At 69.2% G+C, this 24,310-nt stretch carries 20 protein-coding genes, 1 tRNA gene, 2 rRNA genes and 1 pseudogene; 12 read left to right on the top strand and 12 right to left on the bottom strand.

The window, feature by feature from the left end:
- The first annotated feature begins 158 nt into the window (after positions 1-158).
- Both E2F49_RS14410 and E2F49_RS14415 read left to right on the top strand, forming a co-directional pair.
- Positions 159-1,325 (top strand): mechanosensitive ion channel family protein, encoded by a 1,167-nt coding sequence (locus E2F49_RS14410; RefSeq protein WP_133394527.1) that lies wholly within the window; start codon positions 159-161, stop codon positions 1,323-1,325.
- 28 nt (positions 1,326-1,353) lie between these two features.
- Entirely contained in the window at positions 1,354-2,349 is a 996-nt protein-coding gene (locus E2F49_RS14415) for an aldo/keto reductase (protein WP_133394528.1), read from the top strand.
- Positions 2,350-2,545: 196 nt separating this feature from the next.
- On the opposite strand, the gene E2F49_RS14420 is transcribed toward E2F49_RS14415, so the two are convergent.
- Positions 2,546-3,526 (bottom strand): bile acid:sodium symporter family protein, encoded by a 981-nt coding sequence (locus tag E2F49_RS14420; RefSeq protein WP_133394529.1) that lies wholly within the window; start codon positions 3,524-3,526, stop codon positions 2,546-2,548.
- Positions 3,527-3,690: 164 nt separating this feature from the next.
- Here E2F49_RS14420 and E2F49_RS14425 point away from each other — a divergent pair, with 164 nt between their 5' ends.
- Complete coding sequence (locus E2F49_RS14425) at positions 3,691-4,770, top strand: endonuclease/exonuclease/phosphatase family protein (RefSeq protein WP_133394530.1); 1,080 nt, start codon at positions 3,691-3,693, stop codon at positions 4,768-4,770.
- A gap of 42 nt (positions 4,771-4,812) precedes the next feature.
- Here E2F49_RS14425 and E2F49_RS14430 read toward each other — a convergent pair whose 3' ends face one another.
- The 4 genes and pseudogenes from E2F49_RS14430 to E2F49_RS14445 all read right to left on the bottom strand — a co-directional run bounded on the left by E2F49_RS14430 (position 4,813) and on the right by E2F49_RS14445 (position 7,923).
- Positions 4,813-5,175, bottom strand: coding sequence for a hypothetical protein (locus E2F49_RS14430; RefSeq protein WP_133394531.1), 363 nt, complete (start codon positions 5,173-5,175; stop codon positions 4,813-4,815).
- A 98-nt stretch (positions 5,176-5,273) separates the two neighbouring features.
- Positions 5,274-5,831: a DUF6630 family protein gene (locus E2F49_RS14435; RefSeq protein ID WP_133394532.1), complete on the bottom strand. Its 558-nt coding sequence runs from the start codon at positions 5,829-5,831 to the stop codon at positions 5,274-5,276.
- Positions 5,832-6,133: 302 nt separating this feature from the next.
- Positions 6,134-6,640, bottom strand: a pseudogene (locus E2F49_RS14440) (pyridoxamine 5'-phosphate oxidase family protein); the annotation flags it as partial.
- Positions 6,641-6,720: 80 nt separating this feature from the next.
- The gene (locus tag E2F49_RS14445; RefSeq protein ID WP_133394533.1) at positions 6,721-7,923 is read right to left on the bottom strand and encodes an MFS transporter; all 1,203 of its coding nucleotides are present in this window, start codon (positions 7,921-7,923) and stop codon (positions 6,721-6,723) included.
- A gap of 185 nt (positions 7,924-8,108) precedes the next feature.
- Between E2F49_RS14445 and E2F49_RS14450 the strand changes: the two genes are divergently transcribed.
- From E2F49_RS14450 to E2F49_RS14465, 4 genes are all read left to right on the top strand, one after another.
- Entirely contained in the window at positions 8,109-8,720 is a 612-nt protein-coding gene (locus E2F49_RS14450) for a flavodoxin family protein (RefSeq protein WP_133394534.1), read from the top strand.
- 6 nt (positions 8,721-8,726) lie between these two features.
- A complete protein-coding gene (locus E2F49_RS14455) occupies positions 8,727-9,437 on the top strand; it encodes a DUF72 domain-containing protein (protein WP_133394535.1) in 711 nt (236 codons plus the stop codon).
- Between the two features lie 66 nt (positions 9,438-9,503).
- Entirely contained in the window at positions 9,504-12,305 is a 2,802-nt protein-coding gene (locus E2F49_RS14460; protein ID WP_165971247.1) for a PAS domain-containing protein, read from the top strand.
- Between the two features lie 127 nt (positions 12,306-12,432).
- Positions 12,433-12,753, top strand: coding sequence for a hypothetical protein (locus tag E2F49_RS14465; RefSeq protein ID WP_133394537.1), 321 nt, complete (start codon positions 12,433-12,435; stop codon positions 12,751-12,753).
- Between the two features lie 6 nt (positions 12,754-12,759).
- Here the strand turns inward: E2F49_RS14465 and E2F49_RS14470 are convergent, their stop codons facing one another.
- Both E2F49_RS14470 and E2F49_RS14475 read right to left on the bottom strand, forming a co-directional pair.
- Positions 12,760-13,776, bottom strand: coding sequence for a serine hydrolase domain-containing protein (locus E2F49_RS14470; protein WP_133394538.1), 1,017 nt, complete (start codon positions 13,774-13,776; stop codon positions 12,760-12,762).
- 58 nt (positions 13,777-13,834) lie between these two features.
- The gene (locus E2F49_RS14475) at positions 13,835-14,743 is read right to left on the bottom strand and encodes an NAD(P)/FAD-dependent oxidoreductase (RefSeq protein WP_208004914.1); all 909 of its coding nucleotides are present in this window, start codon (positions 14,741-14,743) and stop codon (positions 13,835-13,837) included.
- Positions 14,744-14,859: 116 nt separating this feature from the next.
- On the opposite strand from E2F49_RS14475, the gene E2F49_RS14480 reads away from it, so the two are divergent.
- The 3 genes from E2F49_RS14480 to dinG all read left to right on the top strand — a co-directional run bounded on the left by E2F49_RS14480 (position 14,860) and on the right by dinG (position 18,479).
- The gene (locus tag E2F49_RS14480) at positions 14,860-15,321 is read left to right on the top strand and encodes an Rrf2 family transcriptional regulator (protein ID WP_133394540.1); all 462 of its coding nucleotides are present in this window, start codon (positions 14,860-14,862) and stop codon (positions 15,319-15,321) included.
- Between the two features lie 68 nt (positions 15,322-15,389).
- Positions 15,390-16,196, top strand: a complete 807-nt coding sequence (locus E2F49_RS14485) for a DUF2884 family protein (RefSeq protein ID WP_133394541.1) — start codon at positions 15,390-15,392, stop codon at positions 16,194-16,196.
- A gap of 120 nt (positions 16,197-16,316) precedes the next feature.
- Complete coding sequence (gene dinG / locus E2F49_RS14490; protein ID WP_133394542.1) at positions 16,317-18,479, top strand: ATP-dependent DNA helicase DinG; 2,163 nt, start codon at positions 16,317-16,319, stop codon at positions 18,477-18,479.
- Positions 18,480-18,630: 151 nt separating this feature from the next.
- On the opposite strand, the gene dinB is transcribed toward dinG, so the two are convergent.
- The gene (gene dinB / locus E2F49_RS14495; RefSeq protein WP_133394543.1) at positions 18,631-19,695 is read right to left on the bottom strand and encodes a DNA polymerase IV; all 1,065 of its coding nucleotides are present in this window, start codon (positions 19,693-19,695) and stop codon (positions 18,631-18,633) included.
- Between the two features lie 121 nt (positions 19,696-19,816).
- Between dinB and E2F49_RS14500 the strand changes: the two genes are divergently transcribed.
- Positions 19,817-19,996, top strand: coding sequence for a hypothetical protein (locus E2F49_RS14500; RefSeq protein ID WP_055250204.1), 180 nt, complete (start codon positions 19,817-19,819; stop codon positions 19,994-19,996).
- Between the two features lies 1 nt (position 19,997).
- Here the strand turns inward: E2F49_RS14500 and E2F49_RS14505 are convergent, their stop codons facing one another.
- Complete coding sequence (locus E2F49_RS14505) at positions 19,998-22,700, bottom strand: bifunctional acetate--CoA ligase family protein/GNAT family N-acetyltransferase (protein WP_133394544.1); 2,703 nt, start codon at positions 22,698-22,700, stop codon at positions 19,998-20,000.
- A 439-nt stretch (positions 22,701-23,139) separates the two neighbouring features.
- Here E2F49_RS14505 and E2F49_RS14510 point away from each other — a divergent pair, with 439 nt between their 5' ends.
- On the top strand, positions 23,140-23,505 hold the full coding sequence (locus tag E2F49_RS14510; protein ID WP_133394545.1) for a winged helix-turn-helix domain-containing protein: 366 nt from the start codon (positions 23,140-23,142) through the stop codon (positions 23,503-23,505).
- A gap of 163 nt (positions 23,506-23,668) precedes the next feature.
- Here the strand turns inward: E2F49_RS14510 and E2F49_RS14515 are convergent.
- The 3 genes from E2F49_RS14515 to E2F49_RS14525 form a co-directional block, all read right to left on the bottom strand.
- A tRNA-Ile gene (locus tag E2F49_RS14515) sits at positions 23,669-23,744 on the bottom strand.
- Positions 23,745-23,932: 188 nt separating this feature from the next.
- Positions 23,933-24,046, bottom strand: a 5S ribosomal RNA gene (gene rrf / locus E2F49_RS14520).
- A gap of 165 nt (positions 24,047-24,211) precedes the next feature.
- Positions 24,212-24,310 (bottom strand): 23S ribosomal RNA (locus tag E2F49_RS14525); the annotation flags it as partial.

Here is a 24,310-nt window from a genome sequence, read left to right on the forward strand (position 1 = left end):
TGATCGCGATCGCGGCGGCTTGGTTGCGCTGAAGAACCGGACGCCGCTGGGATCATGCGTCCCGCGCGTTGCCGCGACGTCACTTCCGATTTCCCGCCCGGATTGACGACGTGTGGACCCGCGCGCTCGCAAGCTGGCCCGCCGTCGCCGGTATCGCCATGACTTCGGATTGGACCCGCTTCGCCGCGATCGCGTGGCCCGTGCTCGTCGCCCTGCTGCTCGGCCTGGTGGTGCACTGGAGTCTGCGCAAACTCGCCCGTGCCGCCAGCCGACACGCGCGGGAGCATCTGCGTGCACGCATCGCGCAGGTCGTCGCGGTGCCGGCCGCGGTCGCGCTGCCCCTGCTGTTTCTCGCGGTCGCCTTGAATGCGACGCCGCTCGATCCGGTGCTGCTCGGCCAGCTGCGGCACTGGATCGCGATCGGCGGCATGTTGTGCCTGACCTGGCTGCTGGCACGCGCGGTGGGTGCGGTGGAGGACCGGATCCTGCGCGAGCATCCGGTCGACGTCGAAGACAATCTCACCGCGCGGCGCGTGCAGACGCAGACGCGCGTGATCAGCCGCGTGATCCAGGCCGGCGTGGTGCTGATCGGCGTGTCGCTGGCGTTGATGACCTTTCCGCAGGTGCGCCAGGTCGGCGCGGCGCTGCTCGCATCGGCGGGCATCATCGGCCTGATCGCCGGCGTCGCCGCGCAGCCGGTGTTCGGCAATCTCATCGCCGGCCTGCAGATCGCGCTCGCGCAGCCGATCCGCCTCGACGACGTGGTGATCGTCGAAGGCGAGTGGGGCCGCATCGAGGAGATCACCTCGACCTACGTGGTCGTGCGCGTCTGGGACGAGCGTCGACTGGTGGTGCCGCTGCAGTGGTTCATTTCCAACCCGTTCCAGAACTGGACGCGCCAGACCGCGCAACTGCTGGGCACGGTGTTCCTGTGGCTGGACCATCGCGCGCCGATACCGGTGATCCGCGAGGAGCTGCAGCGCATCTGCGAAGCCGACCCGCGTTGGGACAGACGTGTGTGCGTCACCCAGGTCACCGAAACCGACAAGCACACCATCGAGGTGCGCCTGCTGGTCAGCGCGCGGAATTCCGGCGAGCTGTTCGATCTGCGCTGCGCGGTGCGCGAGGCGATGCTGGCCTTCCTCGATGCCCATCACCCCAAGGCGCTGCCGCGCGTGCGCAACGAGGTCACCGACGGCGATGCGCGGCGCGCGGCCTCGCACACGGTCGCGCCGGTGGCGCATGGCGACACGCAGTCGCCGGGCGCCGAATCGGTGGCCCGCGGCGATCTCGACACGGGCTTGCCGGTCCGGCCTGCACAGTGACCGCTCGCATTCACCACGGAGCATCGCGATGAAGACCCGCACCCTCGGCCTCGGCGGCCCCACCGTGTCGGCCCTCGGCCTCGGCTGCATGGGCATGAGCGCGTTCTACGGCGGCCGCGGCAGCGATGCCGACGCGATCGCCGTGATCCACCACGCGCTCGATCAGGGCATCACCCTGCTCGACACCGCCGACATGTACGGCCCGCACACGAACGAGGAACTGGTCGGACGCGCGATCGACGGACGCCGCGACGACGTGTTCCTCGCCACCAAGTTCGGCATCCAGCTCGACCCGTCGGACCCGCAGGCGCGCGGCATCAACGGCCGTCCGGAATACGTGCAGCAGGCCTGCGAAGCCTCGCTGCGCCGGCTGAAGGTCGACACCATCGACCTGTACTACCAGCACCGCGTCGATCCCAATGTGCCGATCGAAGACACGGTCGGCGCGATGGCGCGTCTGGTCGAGCAGGGCAAGGTGCGCCATCTGGGCCTGTCCGAAGCCTCGGCCGAGACGCTGCGCCGCGCCGCCAAGGTGCACACGATCGCCGCGCTGCAGAGCGAATACTCGCTGTGGTCGCGCGACCCCGAGACCACAGGCACGCTCACCGCCTGCCGCGAACTCGGTGTCGGCTTCGTGCCCTATTCGCCGCTGGGCCGCGGGTTTCTGACCGGCACGATCCGCACCGTCGAGGATTTCGACGACGACGATTACCGCCGCCATTCGCCGCGCTTCCAGGGCGCCAACTTCGACCGCAATCTCGCGCTGGTCGAGCAGGTGCAGGCGATCGCGCAGGACTACAACGTCACGCCCGGCCAGCTCGCGCTGGCCTGGGTGCTGGCACAGGGCGAGGACCTGGTGCCGATTCCGGGCACCAAGCGCATCGGTTTCCTCGACGAGAACATCGGCGCGCTGGACATCCACCTGACCGAGGACGACCTGGCGCGCATCGATGCGATCTTCCCGCCGGATGCGGCGGCCGGGACGCGCTATCCGGAAGCCGGCATGGGCGCGTTGAACCGCTGAAGACGGCCCTTTCCCCCGCGTGCGGAGCATCGGGCCCTTCACGGGTCGAAGATTGGGATGGGGGCAGATCGTGCGTCCGAGCTGACGTTCCATCAGGCACGAAACCTCACGCTCGTGCCGGTTTCTTCCTCGATCTGATCGTTCGCCCCACCCAACCCTCCCCCGCGCGCGGGGGAAGACTTCAAGCAGAAGCGACTTATCGCGCAGCCGCGTCCGCCGTGCCTTGCGCATACCGCCGCGCGACCACCGCGCAGACGATCAGCTGGATCTGGTGGTACAGCATCACCGGCAGCACGATCGCGCCGAGGCCGCCACTGGCGAACATCACCTTGGCCATCGGCAGCCCGGTAGCCAGACTCTTCTTCGACCCGCAGAACACGATCGCGATCTCGTCGGCGCGGTTGAATCCGAGGCGGCGTGCGATCCAGGCGATCAGCAGCATCGCGATCGCCAGCAGCACCGCGCAGGCCACCGCCACGGCGACGAGCGTCCACACCGGCGTCTCGCGCCACAGCCCTTCGACCACCGATGCGCTGAAGGCGGTGTAGACCACCAGCAGGATCGTGCCCTGATCGGTCCAGCGCAGCACTGCGCGCCGACGCGTGACCCAGCCGCCGACCCACGGCCGCAGCAGATGCCCGACAACGAAGGGCAGCAGCAACAGCAGCATGATCTTGCCGATCGCAGTGACCGGATGCGCCATCGCGCCCTCCGTGCTGCCGACCAGCAGGCCCATCAGCAACGGCGTCAGGGCGACGCCGATCAGGCTCGACAGCGACGCGCTGCAGACCGCCGCCGGCACGTTGCCGCCCGCTATCGAGGTGAACGCGATCGACGACTGCACGGTCGACGGCAGCGTGCACAGGAACAGCAGACCGACGTAGAGCTCGGGCGTCAGCAGCCAGCCCGACAGCGGCTTGCCCAGCAGCCCCAGCAGCGGAAACAGCGCGAACGTGCACGCAAGGATGGTGAGGTGCAGGCGCCAGTGCAGCGCACCGGCGACGATGGCCTCGCGCGACAGGCGTGCGCCGTGCAGGAAGAACAGGGCCGCGATCGCCACGTTGGTGACGATGTCCAGCACCGCGGCTGCGCGCCCCTGCACCGGCAGCAGCGACGCCAGCGCGACGGTCGCGAGCAGCAGGAGGGTGAACGGGTCGATGCGGGGACGGACGGACATGCGGCGTGTTTCCTGTCGCAGACGCCGCCGGCAGCGTGCCGGCGGGGCTGCATGGTCGCAGCCACGGCACCCGGCGGCCAGTGAACGACGCGTGGCGCGCTGCGTTCACACGCTGCCAGCGCGCGCGTGTTCATAGTTCGGCTTCCTCGGTTCACGACGCCACGATGCAGACCCTGATCTTCGCAGCGGCGACCGGCCTGCTCGCCATTGCGACGCTGCTGCCCACGATCCGCAGCGGTGCGTGGTGGATCCGCGGCTTCGATTTTCCGCGTCTGCAGCTGGTGGTCCTCTCGGCGCTGCTGCTGGTCGTGCAACTGGTGGTCAATCCGATCGACGACCCGTGGACCACCGCGATCGTCGGCGTCAACGCTGCCTGCATGCTCTGGCAGGCGTGGTGGATCATTCCCTATACCCGGCTGGCGCGCGTCGAAGTCGAGGACGCGCCGGCCGATGCGCAGGCGCGCATCCGCCTGCTGGCCAGCAACGTGCTGACGACCAATCGCAACGCCGACCTGCTGATCGCACAGGTGCGCACGCAGCAACCGGACGTGCTGATCGCGGTCGAGACCGATGCTTGGTGGGAATCGCGTCTGGATACCTTGCTGGACGTGCTGCCGCACGCGGTGCGCTGCCCGCTCGACAACCTCTACGGCATGCACGTCTACTCGCGCCTGCCCCTGCACGACACGGAAATCCGCTATCTGGTCCAGGACGACATTCCGTCCGTGCACGCGACGTTGGAACTCGATGGCGGCCGCCGCATCGTGCTGCACGCACTACATCCGCGCCCGCCCAGTCCCACCGAGGCTGACAGCTCCGCCGAACGTGATGCCGAACTGGTGGTGGTGGGGCGTGCGGCGGAATCGGCGACCCTGCCGGTGATCGTCGCAGGCGATCTCAACGACGTGGCGTGGTCACGCACCACGCGGCTGTTCCGAAAGCTCAGCGGCCTGCTCGACCCGCGCATCGGCCGCGGCATGTACAACACCTTCCACACGAAGCTGCCCGGGCTGCGGTGGCCGCTCGACCATCTGTTCCACAGCCACCACTTCACCCTGGTGCACATGCAGCGGCTGGGCGACGTGGGCTCGGATCACTTTCCGATCCTGGTCGAACTGGCGCTGTCGCCCGGGGAGAACGACGCGGATGCGGGCCTCGAGCCGGATGCAGAAGACGAGGCGGACGCCGATGCGGCGATCGCCGAAGCCGGCGCGGCCAACACCTCGGCACCGGTCAAGGGTTGAGCATCGCCGTCAGGCGACGGCATACACGCGACGTGCGAACCGTCAGCGGTCCAGTCGCGCCCGCAGGTCGCGCAGGTCGCGCTTGGCGATGTGGCGCAGCGTGTCGTCGCGCCACGCATCGGCCGCTTCGGCGCCGGACGACGCCATGCGGCGCTCGTACTCGGGCTGCATCTGTGCACGGCGGAGTTCACGGATCCGCCGGTACTCGTGCTTGAGCGCCGACATGCGCCGCAGCGGCCGTGTTTCCTCGATGGGCTGCAGCCACGGCTGATGCGCGGTCTGCTGCGCGACTTCGCCCGGCGACTCGGCACCGGCGTGCGGTCCGCTCGCGCGTGCAGGCGAAGCGCAGGCGGCGACCAGCGCCAACGCGCAGCCACATGCGGTCGAAACGGCCCGGATGTCCATCGCACCCTCCCATGCGGAGACGGACGCGCGAAACGTAGCAGGGAATGCGCGAACGAAATGTTCAGTTCGCGCGTTCAGCCGGACGGGACGACGAACGGTCAGCCGGGGCCGGGCCGCAGGTCGAATCCGAGGCCATGGCCGATGACCCGCATGCCCTCGTCATCGTCGCGCGGCGCGATGACGCCCGCGACCGTGTCGTCGCCGGTGTCCCAGGTCCACAGCGTGTAACCGGCGACGCGCAGTTGGTCGTAGGCCGCTTCGAGCAGCGCACTGGTCGAGGCGCCCGCCAGCGCGTCGTCGTCGGTCGGATCTTCGACGTCCCAGTTGATCTCGACGCGAAAACGCTCGGACAGCGTCGTCAACGCGTCGATCAGCGTCGTGCGCTCGTCTTCAGCGATACGGAAACTCGAACGCCAGTCGGTCGCGGCCTCCAGCGCCGCCTGCACCGACTCGGGCGCGTCGTCGTCCCCGAGCGTCTCGCGGAAGGCCTGGAACTGCTGCACGGCGGACTCTTCGTCGCCGGGGTTGATGCGCAGCAGCCACTGCCAGGCCAGCACTTCGATGTCGCCTTCGTGCTCGCTGTCGTCCCCCTCGTCGTCGGCCGCGCCGAAGGCGAAGTTGTCGTCGGGGTCGAAGTCGTGGTCGCGGGCGGACATGGCGCTGCTCGTGGATCGGGCCACATAGTGTGCCGCGGCCATCGGGCCGCGGCACGTTCTGCCTGCGCCGCGTTGCGCTTGGGTCAGCCGCGCGCGGTGGTCTTCTTGACCGCGCGCTTGCCGGTCGCGGCGGTGCGCTGGGTTGCAGCCTTCTTCGTCGTGGTCGCCGTCTTCCTGGCTGGCGCGGCCTTCTTCGCGGTCGTCTTCGCCGACTTCGTCGCCGTGGACTTCTTCGCCGTGCGCTTCGCGCCGCCGCGTGCGTCGGCATGCGACGGCGGCAGGCGCGAGGTCTTGCGGTCGCCGCGCAGGTCGACGATGCGGTTCTCGCCCATCACCTCTTCGCGCTTGGTCACGCGCGCCACCGCGAAGGCGATCGCCTTGCCGATCAGCGAGCCCGGGCCGTCCCAGTATTCGGCGGTACGCACCTCGACCTCGATCAGCGTCAGCTTGGGGTCGTTGACGCCGCGCGGGAAGTAGGCCTTGAGCGCATCGTTCCAGAACGCCTCGATCTTCACCGGGTCTTCGTTGACCATGGCATCGCCGGTCATCGAGACGTAGGTGTTGCGGCCCTTGGATGCGTAGGCGAGGTTGACCTTGGAGTTGCGCGCGATCTCGGCGACCTTCGGGCTGTCGGACGCGACGAAGAACCACACACGCGAGCCGTCGAACTGCGCCTTCTGCGTCGACAGCGGGCGACTGACCAGATAGCCGTCCGGACCGACGGTGGTGAACATCGTGATGTCGATGTCCTCGATGAGTTTCGCGATCATCTGCGCGTCCTTCGCGCCCTTGGTGCTTCGCGATGCCATGTCGCACTCCGCATGTGGATTCGCGCGCAGTGTCGGCAGCGCCGCGACCAACGGGTGTGAAGGCGCCGCGGCGCGCGGCCTCAGCAGGCGCTGGGCGAGACGTCGCGACGACGCCGTTCGGCGCGACGCGCGAGCAGATAGATCGCCAGACCCGCGGCGGCGGTCACGGCGCCGACGACGCCGGTGGAGGTCGGCGCGAATCCGGCGGCGATCGCCATGCCGCCCAGCCACGGGCCGAGCGCGTTCGCGGCGTTGAACGCGGCGTGGTTCGAGGCGGCGGCCAGCGTCTGCGCATCGCCGGCGACATCCATCAGGCGCGTCTGCAGCACCGGCGCCAGTGCGCCCATCGTGCCGACCGCGACCAGCGACAGCAGGATCGACCACGGCGCATGCGCGGCCAGCGGGAAGCTGAGCAGCACCAGCAGCGACCAGCCCAGCGTCACCGGCACCGCGCGGAACGCGAGACGGTCGACCAGCCAGCCGCCGGCGATGTTGCCCAGGATCGCGCCGACGCCGAACGCGGCCAGCGCGACCGGCACCCACGACTCCGCCACGCCGGTGACCTGCACCAGCGTTTCGGTGACGTAACTGAAGACGCAGAACATGCCGGCGAACCCGACCGCGCCGATCAGCAGCGCATACCAGACCTGGGGCGTGTTGAACGCGCGCAGTTCACGCATCGGCGTCTGCGGGCGCTCGTCCGGATCGGGCGCGAGGAAACGCGCCACCAGGGCCACGGTCAGCACCGACAGCGCGGTAACAAGGCCGAAGGTCCAGCGCCAGCTGAAGTGCTGGCCCAGCCACGTCGCCAGCGGATTGCCGACGAGGATCGCGATCGACAGACCCAGCAGCACGCGCGCCATCGCAGTGCCGCGTTGCGCGGCCGGGCTGATCGAGGCGGCCACCAGCATCGCCACGCCGAAATAGGCGCCGTGCGGCAGGCCGGCAACGAAGCGCGCGACCAGCATCGCGGAATAGTTGGGCGCGAGCGCGCTGGCCAGGTTACCGAGCGCATAGAAAGCCATCAGCGCAAGCAGCAGCGGCCGGCGCGGAATGCGCGCGCCGAGAATCGCCAGCAATGGCGCACCGACGACGACGCCGACCGCGTAGGCACTGATCATGTGCCCGACCGCGGGCGCGTCCACGCCGAAGCCGCGGATCAGTTCCGGCATCAGGCCCATCATCGCGAACTCGCTGGTGCCGATCGCGAACCCGCCCATCGCCAGCGCGAACAGGATCAGCGTGCGGGTGCGCTGCGGCGGCAGCGCCGGTGCGGTGGCCATGCGGAAGCTCCGGAGCGTGACCGGCAATTATTGTGCATCGCAGCATCGGCGTCACGGCCGTGCCGGGGACCACAGCGTTGCACGGGCGCCGCTGTTCAGGCCGACAGCGCTGAACACGTGCCGACGACGACCGCTGGACGCGAGGGGCGCAATAGTCGCGGCCCCTTCCGCTTCCGGCCGGCCCCATGACCCTGACCGCCTTCGGACTGAACTGCACGCTCAAATCCGGCGATGCCGCATCTTCGACCCAGAAGCTGCTCGACCAGCTGCTCGACGCCATGGCCGGCCACGGCGCGGAGACCTCCAGCGCGCGCGTCGCCGATTTCGACGTCAAGCCGGGTGTGACCGCCGACGAGGGCGACGGCGACCAGTGGCCCGAGCTGCGCAAGCGCATCATGGACGCGCAGATCCTGGTCGTCGCCACGCCGATCTGGATGGGCCACCCGTCCAGCATTGCCCAGCGCGTGCTCGAACGACTGGATGCGGTGCTTTCGGAGATCGACGACGACGGCGTCTACCCCACTTTCGGCAAGGTCGCCGTGGCCGCGGTGGTCGGCAACGAGGACGGCGCCCATCACGTCTGCGCGCAGCTCTATCAGGGCCTGACCGACGTGGGCTTCACCATCCCCGGCGGCAGTCCGCCGTACTGGGTGGGCGAGGCGATGGGCAGCGTCGACTACAAGGACCTGCCGAAGACGCCGGACAAGGTTGCCGAGACCATCGCGACCATCGCCAGCAACGCCGTGCACCTGGCCGGCGTGCTGCAGGCGCAGCCGTATCCCAAGCCCAGGCGCTGAGCGACGGTGGTCCGGATCGGCTGCGCGGGCTGGTCGATCGGATCGCGCGTCGCCGACCTGTTCGGCGACGGCGCCAGCGCGCTGGCGCGCTACGCGAGCCGCTTCGACCTAGTGGAAATCAACTCGTCGTTCCATCGCGACCATCGCCGCGACACCTACGCACGCTGGGCCGACAGCGTGCCGCCACGCTTCCGCTTCTCGATCAAGCTGCCGCGTGCGATCACACATGACGCACGTCTGGCGGGCTGTGGTGCGCAGCTGGACGCATTCTTCGCCGCCGCGGACGGGCTGGGCGACCGGCTCGACTGCGTCCTGGTGCAACTGCCGCCCGGTCTCGACTTCGATGCGCGCACCGCGAGCACGTTCTTCCGGATGCTCGCGCGGCGCTGGCATGGTCGGGTCGCCTGCGAACCGCGTCATGCCGGGTGGCTGACGCCGCCCGCCGACGCCCTGCTCGCGCGGCACGGCATCGCCCGGGTCGCTGCCGACCCGGCGCGCCACGGCGACGATGCACGCCCCGGCGGTGACCTGCGCTTCGCCTACTGGCGCTGGCACGGCACGCCGAAGATCTACTACAGCGACTACGACGCCCATGCGCTCGATGCGATCGCGCGCGCGGTGCGGGCGGGACCGGCGGATGCGGTCGTCGTCTTCGACAACACCGCGGCAGGTCACGCCGTGCGCAATGCCGCTGCATTGCAGGCACGGCTGGGTTGAGGTCGTCATCACGTCGCGACGACACCCTGTGGCAGGATGCGCCGTCCTTTTTCCCCGCGTTGCCTCGTGACGTCCCCAGCGCTCGCCGCCAAGCTCGATTTCATGCCTGCGCACAGCGGCATGGCGCAGCGCATTGCGGCCTTCGACTGGTCGTCGACGCCGCTCGGTCCGATCGACGGCTGGCCGCAGTCGTTGCGCACCACGCTCGGCGTGATGCTCGACTCGCGCTTCGGCATGTGCCTGTGCTGGGGACCTGCACTGACGCTGTTCTACAACGATGCCTACGCGCCGATGCTGGGAGGCAAAGAACAGCGGGCGCTGGGCCAGCCGCTGCAGGACATCTGGTCGGACGTGTGGGACGACATCCGTCCACTCGTGGAGCAGGTGCTCGAAGGCACGCCGACGCTCAGCGAGGACATGCCGCTGACGATGCTGCGCAACGGCTATCCGGAAGAAACGTTCTGGACGTTCTCATATTCGCCGGTGCGCGACGAGGAAGACCGGATCCAGGGCCTGCTCAACATCACCACTGACGTCACCCGCAAGGTCCAGAACGAGCGACGGCTGACCGCGGATGTCGCGCAGCTGGGCCGCATGTTCGAGCAGGCGCCCGGGTTCATGGCGATGCTGACCGGGCCCGACCACGTCTTCCAGTACGTCAATCCGGCCTACCAGCAACTGATCGGTGACCGACAGGTCGTCGGCCGCAGGCTCGCCGACGCGCTGCCCGATGCGGTGCAGCAGGGCTATCTGGCGCTGCTCGACGAGGTGTTCCGCAGCGGCCAGGCCTTTGCCGCCGACAACATGCGCTTCGTGGTGCAGGCCTCCAGCGGTGGCGCCACGGCCGAACGCTTCCTCGATTTCGTCTACCAGCCGATCAGCGATGAACATGGCGTGGTCGGCATCCTCGTCCAGGGCGTCGACGTGACCGCGCGGCGGCTGAGCGATCTCGCGCTGCACGCGCGCGAGGCCGAGCTGCAGACGCTCAACAGCGATCTGGAACGGCAGGTCGTCGAACGGGCGCGCGACCGCTCGCTGACCTGGCAGGTCACGCCCGACCTGCTGGCCGTGGTCGACCCGGACGGCGTGATCGAGAGCATCAATCCGGCTTGGGAGCAGCTGCTGGGCTGGAGCACCGAGGAACTTGTCGGCCACCGCTGGATGGCGCGCGTCAGCAGCGACGACCATGCGGTGACCCGCGCGGTGCTCGAGTCGCTGCGCGCCGGCAAGCCGGTGCTGCGGTTCGAGAATCGCTGGCACACCCGCAGCGGCGGCCTGCGCACGCTGTCGTGGGTGGCGACGCCGGAAGGCGGCCGCTTCTACTGCAGCGCACGCGACGTCACCGACATCAATGCCGCCGCCGACGCGCTCGCGCGCTCGCAGGCGCAGCTGCGCACCTTGTTCGAGACCAGTTACCAGTTGCAGGGCATGTGCACGCCCGACGGCATCGTCACCGACGCGAACCGGCCGGTACTGCAGGCGGTCGGCGCGGGGTTCGAGGACATGATCGGCGTGGCGCTGTGGGACACGCCCTGGTTCACCGGCACGCCGGGCATGCCGGCGCGGATCCGCGCGATGTTCGAGCGCGCGGTCGCGGGCGAGACGCCGCGTGACGAGATCCAGCTGCAGTTGCCCGCCGGCCTGCGCTGCCACGATCTCTCGCTGCGACCGATCTACGACGACGGCCGCGTGATCGCGGTGGTGCCCGAGGCCATCGACACCACCGACCGGCGCAACGCCGAAGAAGCCTTGCGCCAGTCGCAGAAGCTCGAGGCGATCGGCCAGCTGACCGGCGGTGTGGCGCACGACTTCAACAACCTGCTCACGCCCATCGTCACCGCGCTGGATCTGGCCAGCGATCCGCACGCGCGACCGGACCGTCGCGCGCGCATGCTGTCGGTCGCGCGCCAGTCCGCCGATCGCGCCGCCACGCTGGTACAGCGCCTGCTGTCGTTCGCGCGCCGGCAGCCGCTGCAGACAACGGACGTCGACGTGGCCTCGCTGGTCGCCGGCATGGCCGAACTCGTCGAGAGTTCCAGCAGTCCGCGCATCCGGCTGGTGCTCGACATCGCCGACGACCTGCTGCCGGCAATCGCCGACCCCAACCAGCTTGAAATGGCGATCCTCAATCTCAGCGTGAACGCCTGCGACGCGATGCCCGAGGGCGGCACGCTGACCATCGGCGCGCGCAATGCCCGCGCACTCGACGAAATCCGGCAGACGCCGGTGCACTACGTCGTGGTGTCGGTCGCCGACACGGGCGTGGGCATGGACGAGCAGACGCGCCAGCGCGCGATCGAGCCGTTCTTCTCGACCAAGGGCATCGGCAAGGGCACGGGCCTGGGCCTGTCGATGGCGCACGGCCTGGCGTCGCAGCTCGGCGGCCGGCTGACCATCGACAGCGCGCCCGGCGCCGGCACCACCATCCATCTCTGGCTGCCGGTGGGCACATCCCACGGCGCCGTTCCAGACAACGAGGGCAAGACAGTGGACACGACAGACAGCCGCGGCATCGCACTGGTGGTCGACGACGAGGATTCGGTGCGCATGTGCACCGCCGACGCGCTGGAGGACATGGGCTACCGCATCGTCGAGGCCGGTTCGGCCGAAGAAGCTTTGCGCGCGCTCGACGACGGTCTGGCACCGGCCATCCTCGTCACCGATCACCTGATGCCCGGCATGACCGGCGCCGAGCTCGCCCGCACGGTCCGCGCGCGACTGCCTTCGACCGCGATCGTCATCGTGTCCGGCTACACCAGCATGGCCGACTTCGACACCGGCCTGACCATCCTCAACAAGCCGTTCCGCCAGCACGAACTGGCCGCGAGCGTGGAATCGGCAAACGCCGCTGCGCCGCACGCCGCCTGACGGCGACGACCGCGCAGGCGACGTCGCATCGACGCGCGGCCGCGCAGGCTGCGCGCATGGTTCCCGAATCCGCCAGCACGCATCGCCCGCCACTGCGCGTCCGCGCGTTCGCCATGCGCCCTCGCCCGTGCGCCGGCTGAGCCCCACGCTGCAGGCCTACGGCAACCGCCACGGCGGCAGCGGCGTGCGCGCCTTCGCGATTCTGGGCGACACCCTCTCGGTCGAATTCGTCGACGGCGCGGTCTACGACTACCGGCGCCGCGATGTCGGCGCGCGACGCTTCGACGCGGCCTGCGCCGCGGCGCGCACGGGGCGCGGCCTGTCCACCTGCGTCAGCCGCCACCTGCGCGACCGCTTCGCAATCCGCCACGCGAACCGGGCCGACTGGGCGCGCGCGCATCGCGACAACGCGGCGCCATCGGCACGCCGCACGTCCTCGAAGCCCTGATCCGGCTCAGCCGGCGCGGGTGTCCTGGCTTGCGATGATCCGCGCCATCAGCGCGTGCAGCTGCGCAAGGTGCCCCGAGCCGGCGACGCCGGTGGTCTCGTCGGACGTCATCGCCACCGTGAGTCCCAGCGACGGCACGATGTAGAGCATCTGCCCGCCGTGGCCCCAGGCAAAGCGCACGTCGTGATCGGCGATGCGCCGCGCGAACCAGCCGTAGCCATAGCCGTCGCCGGTGTAGACCGAGCGCGTGCGCGGCCGCCACGACTGCGCGATCCAGCTGGCCGGCAGCAGCTGGGCGCCCGAAGCCGCACGGCCGTGGTTGCGGTACAGCTCGCCGAACGCCAGCAGCGACCGCGGCGTCATGGCCATCTGGTTGCCGCCGAAGTGCAGGCCTTGCGGATCGGTGTCCCAGGACGCGATCGCGAAGCCCGCCTGCGGGCCCAGCCACTCGCTCGCGAGCGTCCGCACCGGTTTGCCGCCGACCCGCGCGAGCACCGCCGACAGCAGATGGGTCGAACCGGTCGAATAGATCATGCCGCCGCCGGGCGCGTCGACGAAGGGCTGCGCCAGCGCCGCACGCACCCAGTCGCGCTGCGACACCCAGCGCCCGTAACCGCGGCCGGACGTCGACTGCAGACCGGCCTGCATCGACAGCAAGTGCCCGATGGTCACCTGCGCCAGCCGCGGATCGGGATCGCGCGGCAGACGATCGGCGAGCAGCGGCGCGACCGGCTGGTCCACGCCCTCGAGCAGGCCGCGCTCGATCGCGATGCCGACCAGCGCCGACATCACCGTCTTGGAAGCGGATTTGATGTTGGCTGGACGCGTCGTCGACGCGCCGTGGTAGCCGCGCTCGGCCAGCATGGCACCGTCGCGCGCGACCAGCACCGTGCGCAGCGGCGCGAGGCGTACCGCGTCGTCGAGCACGCCGTCGAGCGCAGGCGAAGCGGCCTGCGCACGTGCGGCGTCGGGTGCGACTGCCGCCACACACATGGCCAGCAGCACAACGAACGTACGGAGCATGCGATCCATCACCCGAGTATCGCCGCAGTGACGCAACTGTCGATGAAACCGCGCAGGCTCAGTCGAGGTCGCGCACGATCAGCGCCTGGTGCGCGCCGACACCGGCCAGCAGTCCCGACGCCATCGCCAGCGGCACGCTGTGCATCGGCTGGGAAAGGTCGCCGGCCGCGAACACGCCGGGCACCGTCGTCTGTTTGAACGCGTCGACGCGCAGATGCGGGCCGAGCGGGCCTGCATCCCAGGCGCAGCCCAAGGAATCAGCGAGTCCGTCGACCGGCTCGACCCGTGACCCCACGAACAACGCCTGCACCGGCAGTTCGCGTCCGTCTGCGAGGCGTACGCCGGCGAGCGCGGGTGCGTCGCCGAGCAACGCGGTTACCGGAGCGCGTTCGAGGGTGACGCCGCGTTTCGCGAGCTTTGCGGCGGTGTCGGCATCCGGCTCGAAACCGTTCTCGAGAAAGCAGGTCGTCGGCCCCCAGTCCGGCAACATCATCGCGCGGTGCAGGCCCATCGCGTCACCGGCGAAGACGCCGAGCGTCTGTCCGGCCACCTCGTAGCCGTGGCAGTACGGGCAGTGCAGCACGCTGCGACCCCATCGCGCCTGCAGGCCGTCGAGCGGCGGCAACACATCGCGCATGCCGCAGGCCAGCACGAGGGTACGGGTGCGCAGAGTCCCCCCATCGGCAAGCCCGATGGTGAATCCGTCCGCATCCGGTGCTGCGCTTGCCGCTTCGGCTTCGAGAATCGAGGCGGTCCGGTAGCGGCGCAGCTCCGCGCGCCCCTTCGCCAGCAATGCAGCCGGCGGGGTGTCGTCGTGGCCGAACACGTTGTGCACGGCCGTCGCGAAGCGGTTGCGCGGTCGGCCGGCATCGATCACCAGCACCTGCCGCCGCGCGCGGGCCAGGGCCTGTGCGGCCGACAGGCCGGCACTCCCGCCGCCGATCACGATCGAGTCGTAATGCATCATCAGCCCTCATGTCACTTCAGTTGTTTCATGATCGGCGAAACCAGCAAATCATGCAACATCCGAAGTTTCGTGAGTTATCTGCGATATCGTGGCGCGTCCTTTCCGCAGGCCCCGCAATGCGTCACGACAGCCGCCTCAGCCGCATGCTCCACGTCCTGATCCATTTGGCCGAAGGCGATGGCCGCGCGACCTCGGACGAGATCGCCGCGATGCTGGACACCAATCCGGTCGTTGTGCGGCGGACCATGGCCGGACTGCGCGATCACGGCTACGTGCAGTCGGAAAAGGGTCACGGCGGCGGCTGGTCGCTGGCGGTGCCGCTGGCATCGATCCGTCTGCTCGACATCCACGAAGCCCTCGGTGCACCGGCGCCGTTCGCGCTGGGTCTGGCCAACGACGACCCTGACTGCCTGATCGAGAAGGCCGTCAACGCGCACCTCTCCGACGCGATGGCCGCGGCCGAAGCCCTGCTGCGCGACCGCCTGGCCGCGGTGACGCTGGCCGACATCGCCCAGGACTTCCAGACCCGGCTGGCCGCCGGCGGACGGCGCCGCGGCGCGCGCGGACGGTCCGCGTGACTTCAAGCACGCGCCACGCGCACGGATCCCGGCGGATGCTCGCCGCCATGCACCCGGGAATGCTGCCCATGTCCGTCCATACCGCACTCGTCGCCTTCGTTCTGGCGGGCATCTCGTGGTCCGCGTCGGCCAGCGACGACAACACCCCGCGGCTGTCCTCCGACCAGTGCTCGGTCTCCACGCCCTACAACGTGCTGGTCGACACCGGCGGCGTGTGGCTCTACCGCGACAGTGGCGTGCCGAAGGAGATCTTCTTCCACGACGGCACGCTCAGCGTGGACCGCGCGGTGCAGACCGTCAGCGCAGCCGATGCGACGCGCCTGCGCCGGCTCGAATCGGGTGCGCGCACGTTGATGCCGCAGGTGACCACGGTCGCTCGAGAGAGCACCGGCATCGCCTTCGACGCGCTGGCCGGCGTGGTCGAGGTCATGACCGGCAGTGCGCGCAAGGTGCGCCAGGTCGAGCGCTTCCGCGCCGACACGCTGGTCTACATCGACGGCACGCTGGGCAAGGGGCGCTGGGACCAGGACGTGTTCGGCGACGGCTTCGAATCGCGCATCGAGGAGGCCGCCGAGAAGATGACCGGCAGTCTGGGCCGCAGCGTGATGTGGCAGGTGTTCACGGGCCGCGCCGGCCGCATGGAGGCGCGCGCGGAGCGCATGGAGGCCGATCTGGACCGTCGCATCGAAGCGCGCAGTACCGCGCTCGAAGCCCAGGCCGATGCGCTGTGCGCCCAGGTGCGCGATCTGCAGGCAATCCAGGCCGCGCTCGACTACCGCTTCGAAGGCCGGAAACTGGTGATGCTGGAAGACGCGCCGCGCGAGCGCGACATCGGTGACGCCGCGCCGTTGGACGCGGTGCAGCCCGCGGACTGACGCGCGTCCCGGCGCGACCGCGAGGCACGTGCGCGCATCCGGCGGCATCGGCGCAGTTTCGCAGGCGATGTTCAGCAATCCGGTCTCGGCCCCCGCGACGCCGCGTGGGACAATGGGCGCATGGGCGACCCCACTTCCACCTCGCCGGCCCCGCAGGCGGCCGACGCGCCGCCGCGCGTACTCACCGATGCACTGAAGGCCGACATCCGCGCCGCCTACGCGAAGCTGCAGGCCAACACGCCGGGCTTCACCACGCGCCGCTCGCAGAGCGCGATGATCGGGCTGGTCTCGCGTGCGCTGGCAACCTCGGGCGGCATCGGCGTGGCCGAGGCGCCGACCGGCGTCGGCAAGTCGCTGGCCTACCTCACCGCCGGCGTACCGATCGCGCTGGCGACGAACAAGAAGCTGATCATCAGTACCGGCACCGTCGCGCTGCAGTCGCAGCTGGTCGAGCGCGACATTCCCGCGTTCCTCGCCGCGACCGGACTCGACGCGCGCGTGGCGCTGGCCAAGGGCCGCACGCGTTACCTGTGCACGCGCAATGCCGCCGAACTGCACGCAGAGCACAGCCAGGGCACGATGCTGCTCGACGGCGCGGGTCTCGACGAGGGCGGCGACTACGAGCGTCAGCTCTACGACCGCCCGCTGGCGCCGCACGAGATCGACGCCGCCCGCCGCCTGCTCGAAGCGCACGCCGACCGCCAGTGGGACGGGGACATCGACGCCGCACCCGAACCGGTTTCGCCCACACTGCGCACGCGCATCACCACGCCGGCGTCCGGCTGCGCCGGGCGGCGCTGCAGCTTCGCCCAGCAGTGCCCGGTGCTGAAGGCGCGCAACACCGTGCGCGAGGCGCAGATCGTGGTCACCAACCACGCGCTGCTGCTGTCGTCGCTGTCGATGGGCGACATCGAAAACGGCCAGCCGCTGCTGGCGCTGCCGGGCGAGATGCTGCTGGTGCTCGACGAAGGCCACCACGTCGCCAACGTCGCGATCGACCAGGGCGCCGCGCGCCTGCCGCTGGCCGACATGGCCAAGCGCACCGGGCGCATGCAGATCCTGATCGCCGGCAGCTATCGGCTGGTCGACAAGGAGAAGATCGGCACGCTGCTGCCGAACGAGGCGATCGAGCTCGCGTCGCGCGTGTCGAAGGCGCTCAAGGCCTTCCAGCTCGACGTCGACCGCGTGTGGCAGCCCGAGCCCGGCGACCGCGACCCGATGTGGCGCGCGCCGCTCGGCAAGCTGCCCGAGGATTGGGCACCGGCGATCGAAACGCTGGCCGAGGACACGCGCGCCCTGCTCAACTGGGTGCACGCCGCGCAGCAGGCGGTCGCGCGCACCAAACAGGAGGATCCGGGCCGCGAAAAGCTGCAGCGCAGTCTGGGCATGGCGCTGGAGATGGTCGAGCAGCAGCACGACCTGTGGACCGGCTGGCGCCGCGAGGACCGCGAGGGCGCGCCGCCGATGGCGCGCTGGATCACCGCCACGCGTGACGGCGATCTCGCCCTGCACTGCTCGCCGGTCTCGGCCGCGCACGTGCTGCGCACGCTGCTGTGGAAGGAGATCGACTCTGTAGTGATGACGTCGGCAACGCTGACCGGCGGCGGCGATTTCCAGTCCTTCGCCATCGACACCGGCCTGCCCGAGCACGCCGAGATGGCCTCGCTGCCCTCGCCGTTCGACCTGCCCAACCAGGCGCAACTGATCGTGCCGCCGTTCCCGGTGGCGCCCGACGATCGCGAAGGCCATCCGAAGGCCGTCGCCGAATGGCTCGCGCGCGAACTCGACTGGCACAAGGGCTCGATGGTGCTGTTCACCTCGCGCTGGAAAATGGAGAAGGTCGCCGAGCTGATGCCCGCCTCGCGCCGCGCGGCGATCCAGGTGCAGAGCAGCGGCAACAAGTCGCAGGTCGTCGCCGCGCATCTCGAGCGCGTCGCCGCCGGCAAGGGCTCGGTGCTGTTCGGTCTCAATTCCTTCGGCGAAGGTCTCGACCTGCCCGGCGAGGCCTGCACGACCGTGGTCATCACCCAGGTCCCGTTCGCGGTGCCGACCGACCCGCAGACCGCGACGCTCGGCGAATGGCTCGAAGCGCGCGGTCTCAACCCGTTCAACCTGATCGCGATTCCGCACGCGCTGCGCACATTGACCCAGTTCGCCGGCCGGCTGATCCGCACGTCCACCGACACCGGTCGCGTGGTGATCCTCGACTCGCGCCTGCTCAGCCGCCGCTACGGCCGCAAGATCATCGATGCGCTGCCGCCGTTCAAGCGCGTGATCGGCTGAAGCCGAGCGTGCCCTTCATGTGGGAGCGCGCTTGCGCGCGATTCCGGAGTTGTTTCGAGTGATGGTCTGCCGGAATCGCGCGCAAGCGCGCTCCCACGATTGCCGTTCGTAGGATGGGTAGAGCACAGCGAAACCCATCGCGCGACACCGCTCAGCCCTCGAACAACCCCGCCTGCACCGGCAACTCGTCCGGCTCGCGGAAGCCACCGATGCCCACGCCGACCAGTCGATAGCGCGTCGACGCCGGCAGTTCCACCCGCTCGCGCAACGCCAGCGCGATGCGCGTCAGTTCCGCCTGCGACGCCGGTGGCGCATCGGGCGTGAAGCTGCGCGTGAGAATGCGGAACTGCGCGGTCTTGAGCTTCAGCACCACGGTGCGCCCGACCCGCGCGGTCTTGCGCGTCGCGGCCCACGTCTTTTCGGCGAGCCGCTCGATCATCGGTGCGAGCTCCTCGATCGGCAGATCACGCTCGAAGGTGTCCTCGGACGAGATCGACTGCACCGGCTGGTCCGGCTCGACGGGACGCTCGTCGATGCCACGCGCGCGCCGGTAGAGGCTGGCGCCGAAGCTGCCGAAGCGCGCTTCGAGCGCTTCGAGCGGCAACGCACGCAGGTCGCCGACCGTGGCCACGCCCAGATCCGCGAGCTTCTTTTCCATCACCTTGCCGACGCCGGGAATCAGCCCGACCTTCAGCGGCATCAGGAAGGCGTCGACCTGCCCCGGCTTCACGACGAACAGCCCGTCGGGTTTGTTCCAGTCCGACGCGATCTTGGCGATGAACTTGTTCGGCGCCACGCCCGCCGACGCGGTGAGCTGCGTCGCTTCGCGGATCTGCGCGCGGATCGCCTGCGCGGTCGCGGTCGCGCTCGGCGACGGAATCTTCGGATCGGTGACATCCAGATAGGCCTCGTCGAGCGACAGCGGCTGCACGAGGTCCGTGTGCGCGTGGAAGATCTCGCGCACTTGCCTGGAGACCGCCTTGTAGCGCGCGAAATCCGGCGGCACGAAGATCGCGTCGGGGCACAGACGCTCGGCGGTGACCGCCGGCATCGCCGAGCGCACGCCGAACGGCCGCGCCTCGTACGAGGCCGCGCACACCACCGAGCGCGCGCCGCGCCAGGCCACGACGACCGGCTTGCCGCGCAGCGACGGGTCGTCGCGCTGCTCCACCGAGGCGTAGAACGCGTCCATGTCGATGTGGAGGATCTTGCGCACGCGCCCATTATCCGCCCGCCGGTCGCAGAAACCGCGCCTGCGCGGCCTGTTCACGATCCACCGACTTCCGACTCACGCCCGCGCGCGCAGGCTTGGCACTCGTTTCCATCGGAGCGCAGCCATGAGCCGCGGCGACAAGTCGTCCTATACGGACAAGCAGAAGCGACAGGCCGAACACATCGAGGACTCGGAGCGCGACAAGGGCCGTTCGAAGTCCGATGCCGAACGCATCGCCTGGGCCACGGTGAACAAGCGCGATGGCGGTGGCAAACAGTCCGGCTCGGGCCGCAAGGGCCACTGACTCAGTCGACCGCGTCGGCAACCGGCAAGCGGACGATCGCCACGGTCGCATCGTCCGGGTCCGGGGTGATCGAGAAACCCAGCTGGCGGCACATCGCCAGCATCGTCGTGTTTTCGCGCAGTACCTGGCCCTCGACGACGCGCAGGCCCTGCCAGCGGGCGTACTCGATCATGATCCGCATCAGGCGCCATCCCAGCCCCGCGCCCTTGAGGTCGGAGCGCACCATGATTCCGTACTCGCCGGTGTCGTAGTTCGCATCGGCCAGGAGACGTACCGCACCGAGCATCTCGCCGGTCGTCGGGTCGATCGCCGCCAATGCGATCGAGCGTGCGTAGTCGAGCTGGGTGAGGCGCGCGATGAACTCGTGGCTGAAATGCCGCACCGCGCTGAAGAAGCGCAGGCGCAGGTCCTCGGTGCTCACATGTTCGAAAAAGGTCCGGAACATCGCCTCGTCCTCCGGCCGTACCGGACGCACGAAGGCATCGCTGCCGTTCGACAGCGTGATCGTGCGCTCCCATTCCACGGGATACGGAAAGATCGCGAAGCGCGGGTGGCCGCGTCCCTTGTGCAGACGCTTGACCGGCGCGAGCAGCACCCGCGCGTCCACCGCGATGACGCCCTCGGCGTCGGCGAGCAACGGATTGATGTCCAGCTCGCGCAACTCGGGCAGATCGGCGGCCATCTGCGCCAGCTTCACCAGCACCAGCGCGACCGCGCGCTCGTCGGCAGCGGGCACGTCGCGATAGGCCTTGAGGATGCGTGACACACGGGTGCGGCCGATGGTTTCGTGGGCCAGCCGCAGATCCAGCGGCGGCAGCATCAATGCCTTGTCGTCGATGACGTCGACCGCGGTGCCGCCGCGCCCGAACACGATCACCGGCCCGAAGGTCGCATCGTCCGCGATGCCGGCGATCAGCTCGCGCGCCTTGGTCCGCGCGGCCATCGCGTGCACGGTGACGCCCGCGATGTGCGCGTCGGGACGCAATGTGCGTGCGCGCTGCAGGATGTCGTCGGTCGCCTGGCGCACCGCCTGCACCGTACCGAGATTGAGCCGCACGCCATCGACATCCGATTTGTGCGCGATGTCGATGGCGTCGATCTTCACCGCCACGCTCGCGCCGCGAGCGAACAGCGTTTCGGCGGCCGCGGCGGCAGCGTCCGCATCGACCGCCCGGACCACGTCGGCGATCGGAATGCCGTAGGCGCCGAGCAGGCGCGCGGTCGCCACCGGATCCAGCAGCGTCCGGCCGCGCGCCAGCGCGTCGTCGACGATGGCGCGTGCGGCCTGCAGGTCGACGACGAAATCGTCGGGCAGACTGGGCGGGGTTTCCATCAGCGCGGTCTGCGCCTCCTGGTGTCGCACCAGATACATGAAGCCACGCACGGCATCGGCTTCACTGTCGAACACCGGCACGCCGGCCTCGCCGAGCGTCCTGCGCGCCTGCGGCTGCTCGCCGAGCCAGACCGCGAACACCGGCTTGCGCGTGGCCATGCGCGAGCGTGCCTGCAGGGTGCGGACGACAGCGTTCGCGGTCTCGTCCGGGTCCGACAGCACGGTCGGCACCTGCATCACCAAGACCGCGTCGTTTTCCCGGTCTTCGAGCAGCGCCTCCAGCGTGGCCGCGTACCGGTTGCCCTCGGCATCACCGAGCATGTCGACCGCGTTGCGCCGCGACCAGCCGCGATCGAGCGCGGTGTCGAGCGTGTCGAGCGTCGTCTCCGAAAGCGAGGCCCGGGTGCCGCCCAGATCGACGAGTCGATCGAGCGCCAGCATGCCGACGCCGATGCCGTTGGTCATCACCGCCAGACGCTTGCCCGGCAGGCCGCCGAGGTGCGAGAGCGTCTCGGCGGCAGAGAAGAGTTCGTCGAGGGCATGCACACGCAGCAGGCCCGCACGCCGGAAGGCCGCGTCGTACACCGCATCCGGTGTGGCGAGTGCCGCGACGTGAGTGGTCGCCGCGCCCTCGCGCCGTGCGTGCCGGCCGGGCTTGACCACGACCACCGGCTTGGCACGCGCCGCCGCACGCGCCGCGGTCAGGAACTTGCGTGCATCGCGGATGCGTTCGACATACAGCAGGATCGCCCGCGTGTGCCGGTCGGTGGCGAAATAATCGAGCAGATCGGCGAAGTCGACGTCGAGCGCGTCGCCCAGCGACGCAACCGCGGAGAAGCCGATGCCACGCGGGCGGCTCCACTCGATCATGCCGGCCGCGACGGCGCCGGATTGCGAGATCAGCGCCAGATCGCCGGGGATCGGTGCATGCGCTGCGAAACTGGCGAAGAGCTTCGCGTGTGGCGCGATCACACCCAGGCAGTTCGGGCCGACGATGCGCAGGCCGTGCGCACGCGCCACCTCTGCCAGTGCCGCATTGTGCGAACCCGCGCCGTCGCCCATGTCGCGCGTGAGTACGATCGCGGCTTTCGCGCCCTTCCGTGCCGCGGCTTCCGCGACGCCCGCGACATCTGCGGGTGGCACTGCGATGACCACCAGCTCGGGCACGAACGGCAACGCGTCCATCGTGGCGGAAGACTGGACGTCATCGATCGCTGCATACCGTGGATTAACGAGGCCGATCGGTCCGTTGAAACCGCCCGTGCGCAGCTGCTGCAGCACCAGCCGTCCCAGCGAACGCGGACGCGGGCTCGCGCCGACGACCACGACGGACGCGGGGCGGAACACCGATTGCAGCGCGTAGGTACTCATCGCGGCAGACGCAGCCGTCCAGGACGAGCAAAGACGATACACGAGGCGTTGCATGCGGCTTGCACTGGACTGGCGGCCGGCATGTCACTGAACCTCGCGTGGGTTTGCTTCCACCACGGAACACGCGTGCAGCTGGCTGCGTTGGAGTGCGTTGTCTGGACTGAGCGGACGAAGTGCGAGTACGAGTCTGGAAACACCGCTCACGCTTGGTATTCCGCCTTAGCGGGCTGCATCGCGCTTGTCGTCGCAATACGCAGTGCATTCCATGTCGCACCACACTCGTGAACCTTCGCGTCGCCCCGAACGTGCAGCGGTCCGTCGCGCGCCTCACCGGATCGAAGGCAGCGCAATCGCGCTGTTCCGACATGTTCGACGCACGGTGCGTTCCGCGCTTCATGCCTCGCTACATGCGACCGCGCGCCTCGTCTAAGCTGCCGCGATGGGCAACCCGGACCACTTCCAACTCCGCATCCGGCTCGGCGACAGCGTGCTGGGCCCCGGGAAGGCGGATCTGCTCGAGGGCATCCGTGACACCGGCTCGATCTCGGCCGCAGGTCGCCGGATGTCGATGAGCTATCGACGCGCCTGGCAGCTCGTCGAACAATTGAACCTGTACTTCGGCGCGCCTGTGGTGGCCACGCTTACCGGCGGACGCGGGGGCGGCGGTGCGGAGCTGACGCCACTCGGCGAGGAGATCGTCGCAACCTATCGCCGCATGCAACAGCAATGCGCGGTCGCGATCGGCGATGACCTCGCCCGCCTGCACGGACTCGCCGCCCCGGACGCCGGGCCGTCTAAGGGCTGACGCGCACGCGGACTGCGCCGACTGTGGCGTGTTCGAAGTCAAACACGGCACGCGACCAGATCGATGCATGCCTGCACACAGGCATTCGTTGACGGCCGATGCGCGCGCGTTCGATTCCGTTTCGAGACAGTCGGGAAACTTCCGCGCGACCTGCCGGCAACGCTGGTGGGCCCACCAGGACTCGAACCTGGAACCAAAGGATTATGAGTCCTCTGCTCTGACCATTGAGCTATAGGCCCGCGGATTGGGATCGTAGCAAGCGGGGCGGCGATGTGCGGGTATCGGGCGCGCGACTTTGCCGATCCTGGATTCGATCTCCACGCACCCCAGATTCTCATCGCGTCGGCGCGATATTCCCGCCGTTACCCGACTTTCACCGCACAAAGAAAAACCCCCGCCGGATTCCGGCGGGGGTTTTGGGTAAAGACCCTGGCGATGACCTACTCTCGCATGCTAGATGCACACTACCATCGGCGCATGTACGTTTCACTTCCGAGTTCGGAATGGGATCGGGTGGTTCCATACAGCTATTGTCACCAGGGAGAGGGTGGAGGGTCGCCGGTCGGTCCGGTTGTCGGTCGCGGTGATGCGATCGAACGTGGGACTGACAGCGCTCACGCTCTCAGGGGTTGGGAAGTAGCGAACATTTGAGACACTCAACGTGTCGGGCCAAGGAGCTTCGATTGACGAAGCAACTTGAGGTTATATGGTCAAGCCGCACGGATCATTAGTACTGGTTAGCTCAATACATTGCTGTACTTACACACCCAGCCTATCAACCACCTGGTCTTGATGGTTCCTTCAG

The sequence above is a fragment of the Luteimonas terrae genome, from assembly GCF_004358165.1.
GTDB lineage: Bacteria > Pseudomonadota > Gammaproteobacteria > Xanthomonadales > Xanthomonadaceae > Luteimonas > Luteimonas terrae.

Bases quoted from the DNA above. Each gene is read 5' to 3' on its own strand.
- E2F49_RS14410 (WP_133394527.1), top strand. From the start codon at position 159: ATGACTTCGGATTGGACCCGCTTCGCCGCGATCGCGTGGCCCGTGCTC.
- E2F49_RS14415 (WP_133394528.1), top strand. From the start codon at position 1,354: ATGAAGACCCGCACCCTCGGCCTCGGCGGCCCCACCGTGTCGGCCCTC.
- E2F49_RS14420 (WP_133394529.1), bottom strand. From the start codon at position 3,526: ATGTCCGTCCGTCCCCGCATCGACCCGTTCACCCTCCTGCTGCTCGCG.
- E2F49_RS14425 (WP_133394530.1), top strand. From the start codon at position 3,691: ATGCAGACCCTGATCTTCGCAGCGGCGACCGGCCTGCTCGCCATTGCG.
- E2F49_RS14430 (WP_133394531.1), bottom strand. From the start codon at position 5,175: ATGGACATCCGGGCCGTTTCGACCGCATGTGGCTGCGCGTTGGCGCTG.
- E2F49_RS14435 (WP_133394532.1), bottom strand. From the start codon at position 5,831: ATGTCCGCCCGCGACCACGACTTCGACCCCGACGACAACTTCGCCTTC.
- E2F49_RS14445 (WP_133394533.1), bottom strand. From the start codon at position 7,923: ATGGCCACCGCACCGGCGCTGCCGCCGCAGCGCACCCGCACGCTGATC.
- E2F49_RS14450 (WP_133394534.1), top strand. From the start codon at position 8,109: ATGACCCTGACCGCCTTCGGACTGAACTGCACGCTCAAATCCGGCGAT.
- E2F49_RS14470 (WP_133394538.1), bottom strand. From the start codon at position 13,776: ATGCTCCGTACGTTCGTTGTGCTGCTGGCCATGTGTGTGGCGGCAGTC.
- E2F49_RS14475 (WP_208004914.1), bottom strand. From the start codon at position 14,743: ATGATGCATTACGACTCGATCGTGATCGGCGGCGGGAGTGCCGGCCTG.
- E2F49_RS14480 (WP_133394540.1), top strand. From the start codon at position 14,860: ATGCGTCACGACAGCCGCCTCAGCCGCATGCTCCACGTCCTGATCCAT.
- E2F49_RS14485 (WP_133394541.1), top strand. From the start codon at position 15,390: ATGTCCGTCCATACCGCACTCGTCGCCTTCGTTCTGGCGGGCATCTCG.
- dinG (WP_133394542.1), top strand. From the start codon at position 16,317: ATGGGCGACCCCACTTCCACCTCGCCGGCCCCGCAGGCGGCCGACGCG.
- E2F49_RS14500 (WP_055250204.1), top strand. From the start codon at position 19,817: ATGAGCCGCGGCGACAAGTCGTCCTATACGGACAAGCAGAAGCGACAG.
- E2F49_RS14505 (WP_133394544.1), bottom strand. From the start codon at position 22,700: ATGAGTACCTACGCGCTGCAATCGGTGTTCCGCCCCGCGTCCGTCGTG.
- E2F49_RS14510 (WP_133394545.1), top strand. From the start codon at position 23,140: ATGGGCAACCCGGACCACTTCCAACTCCGCATCCGGCTCGGCGACAGC.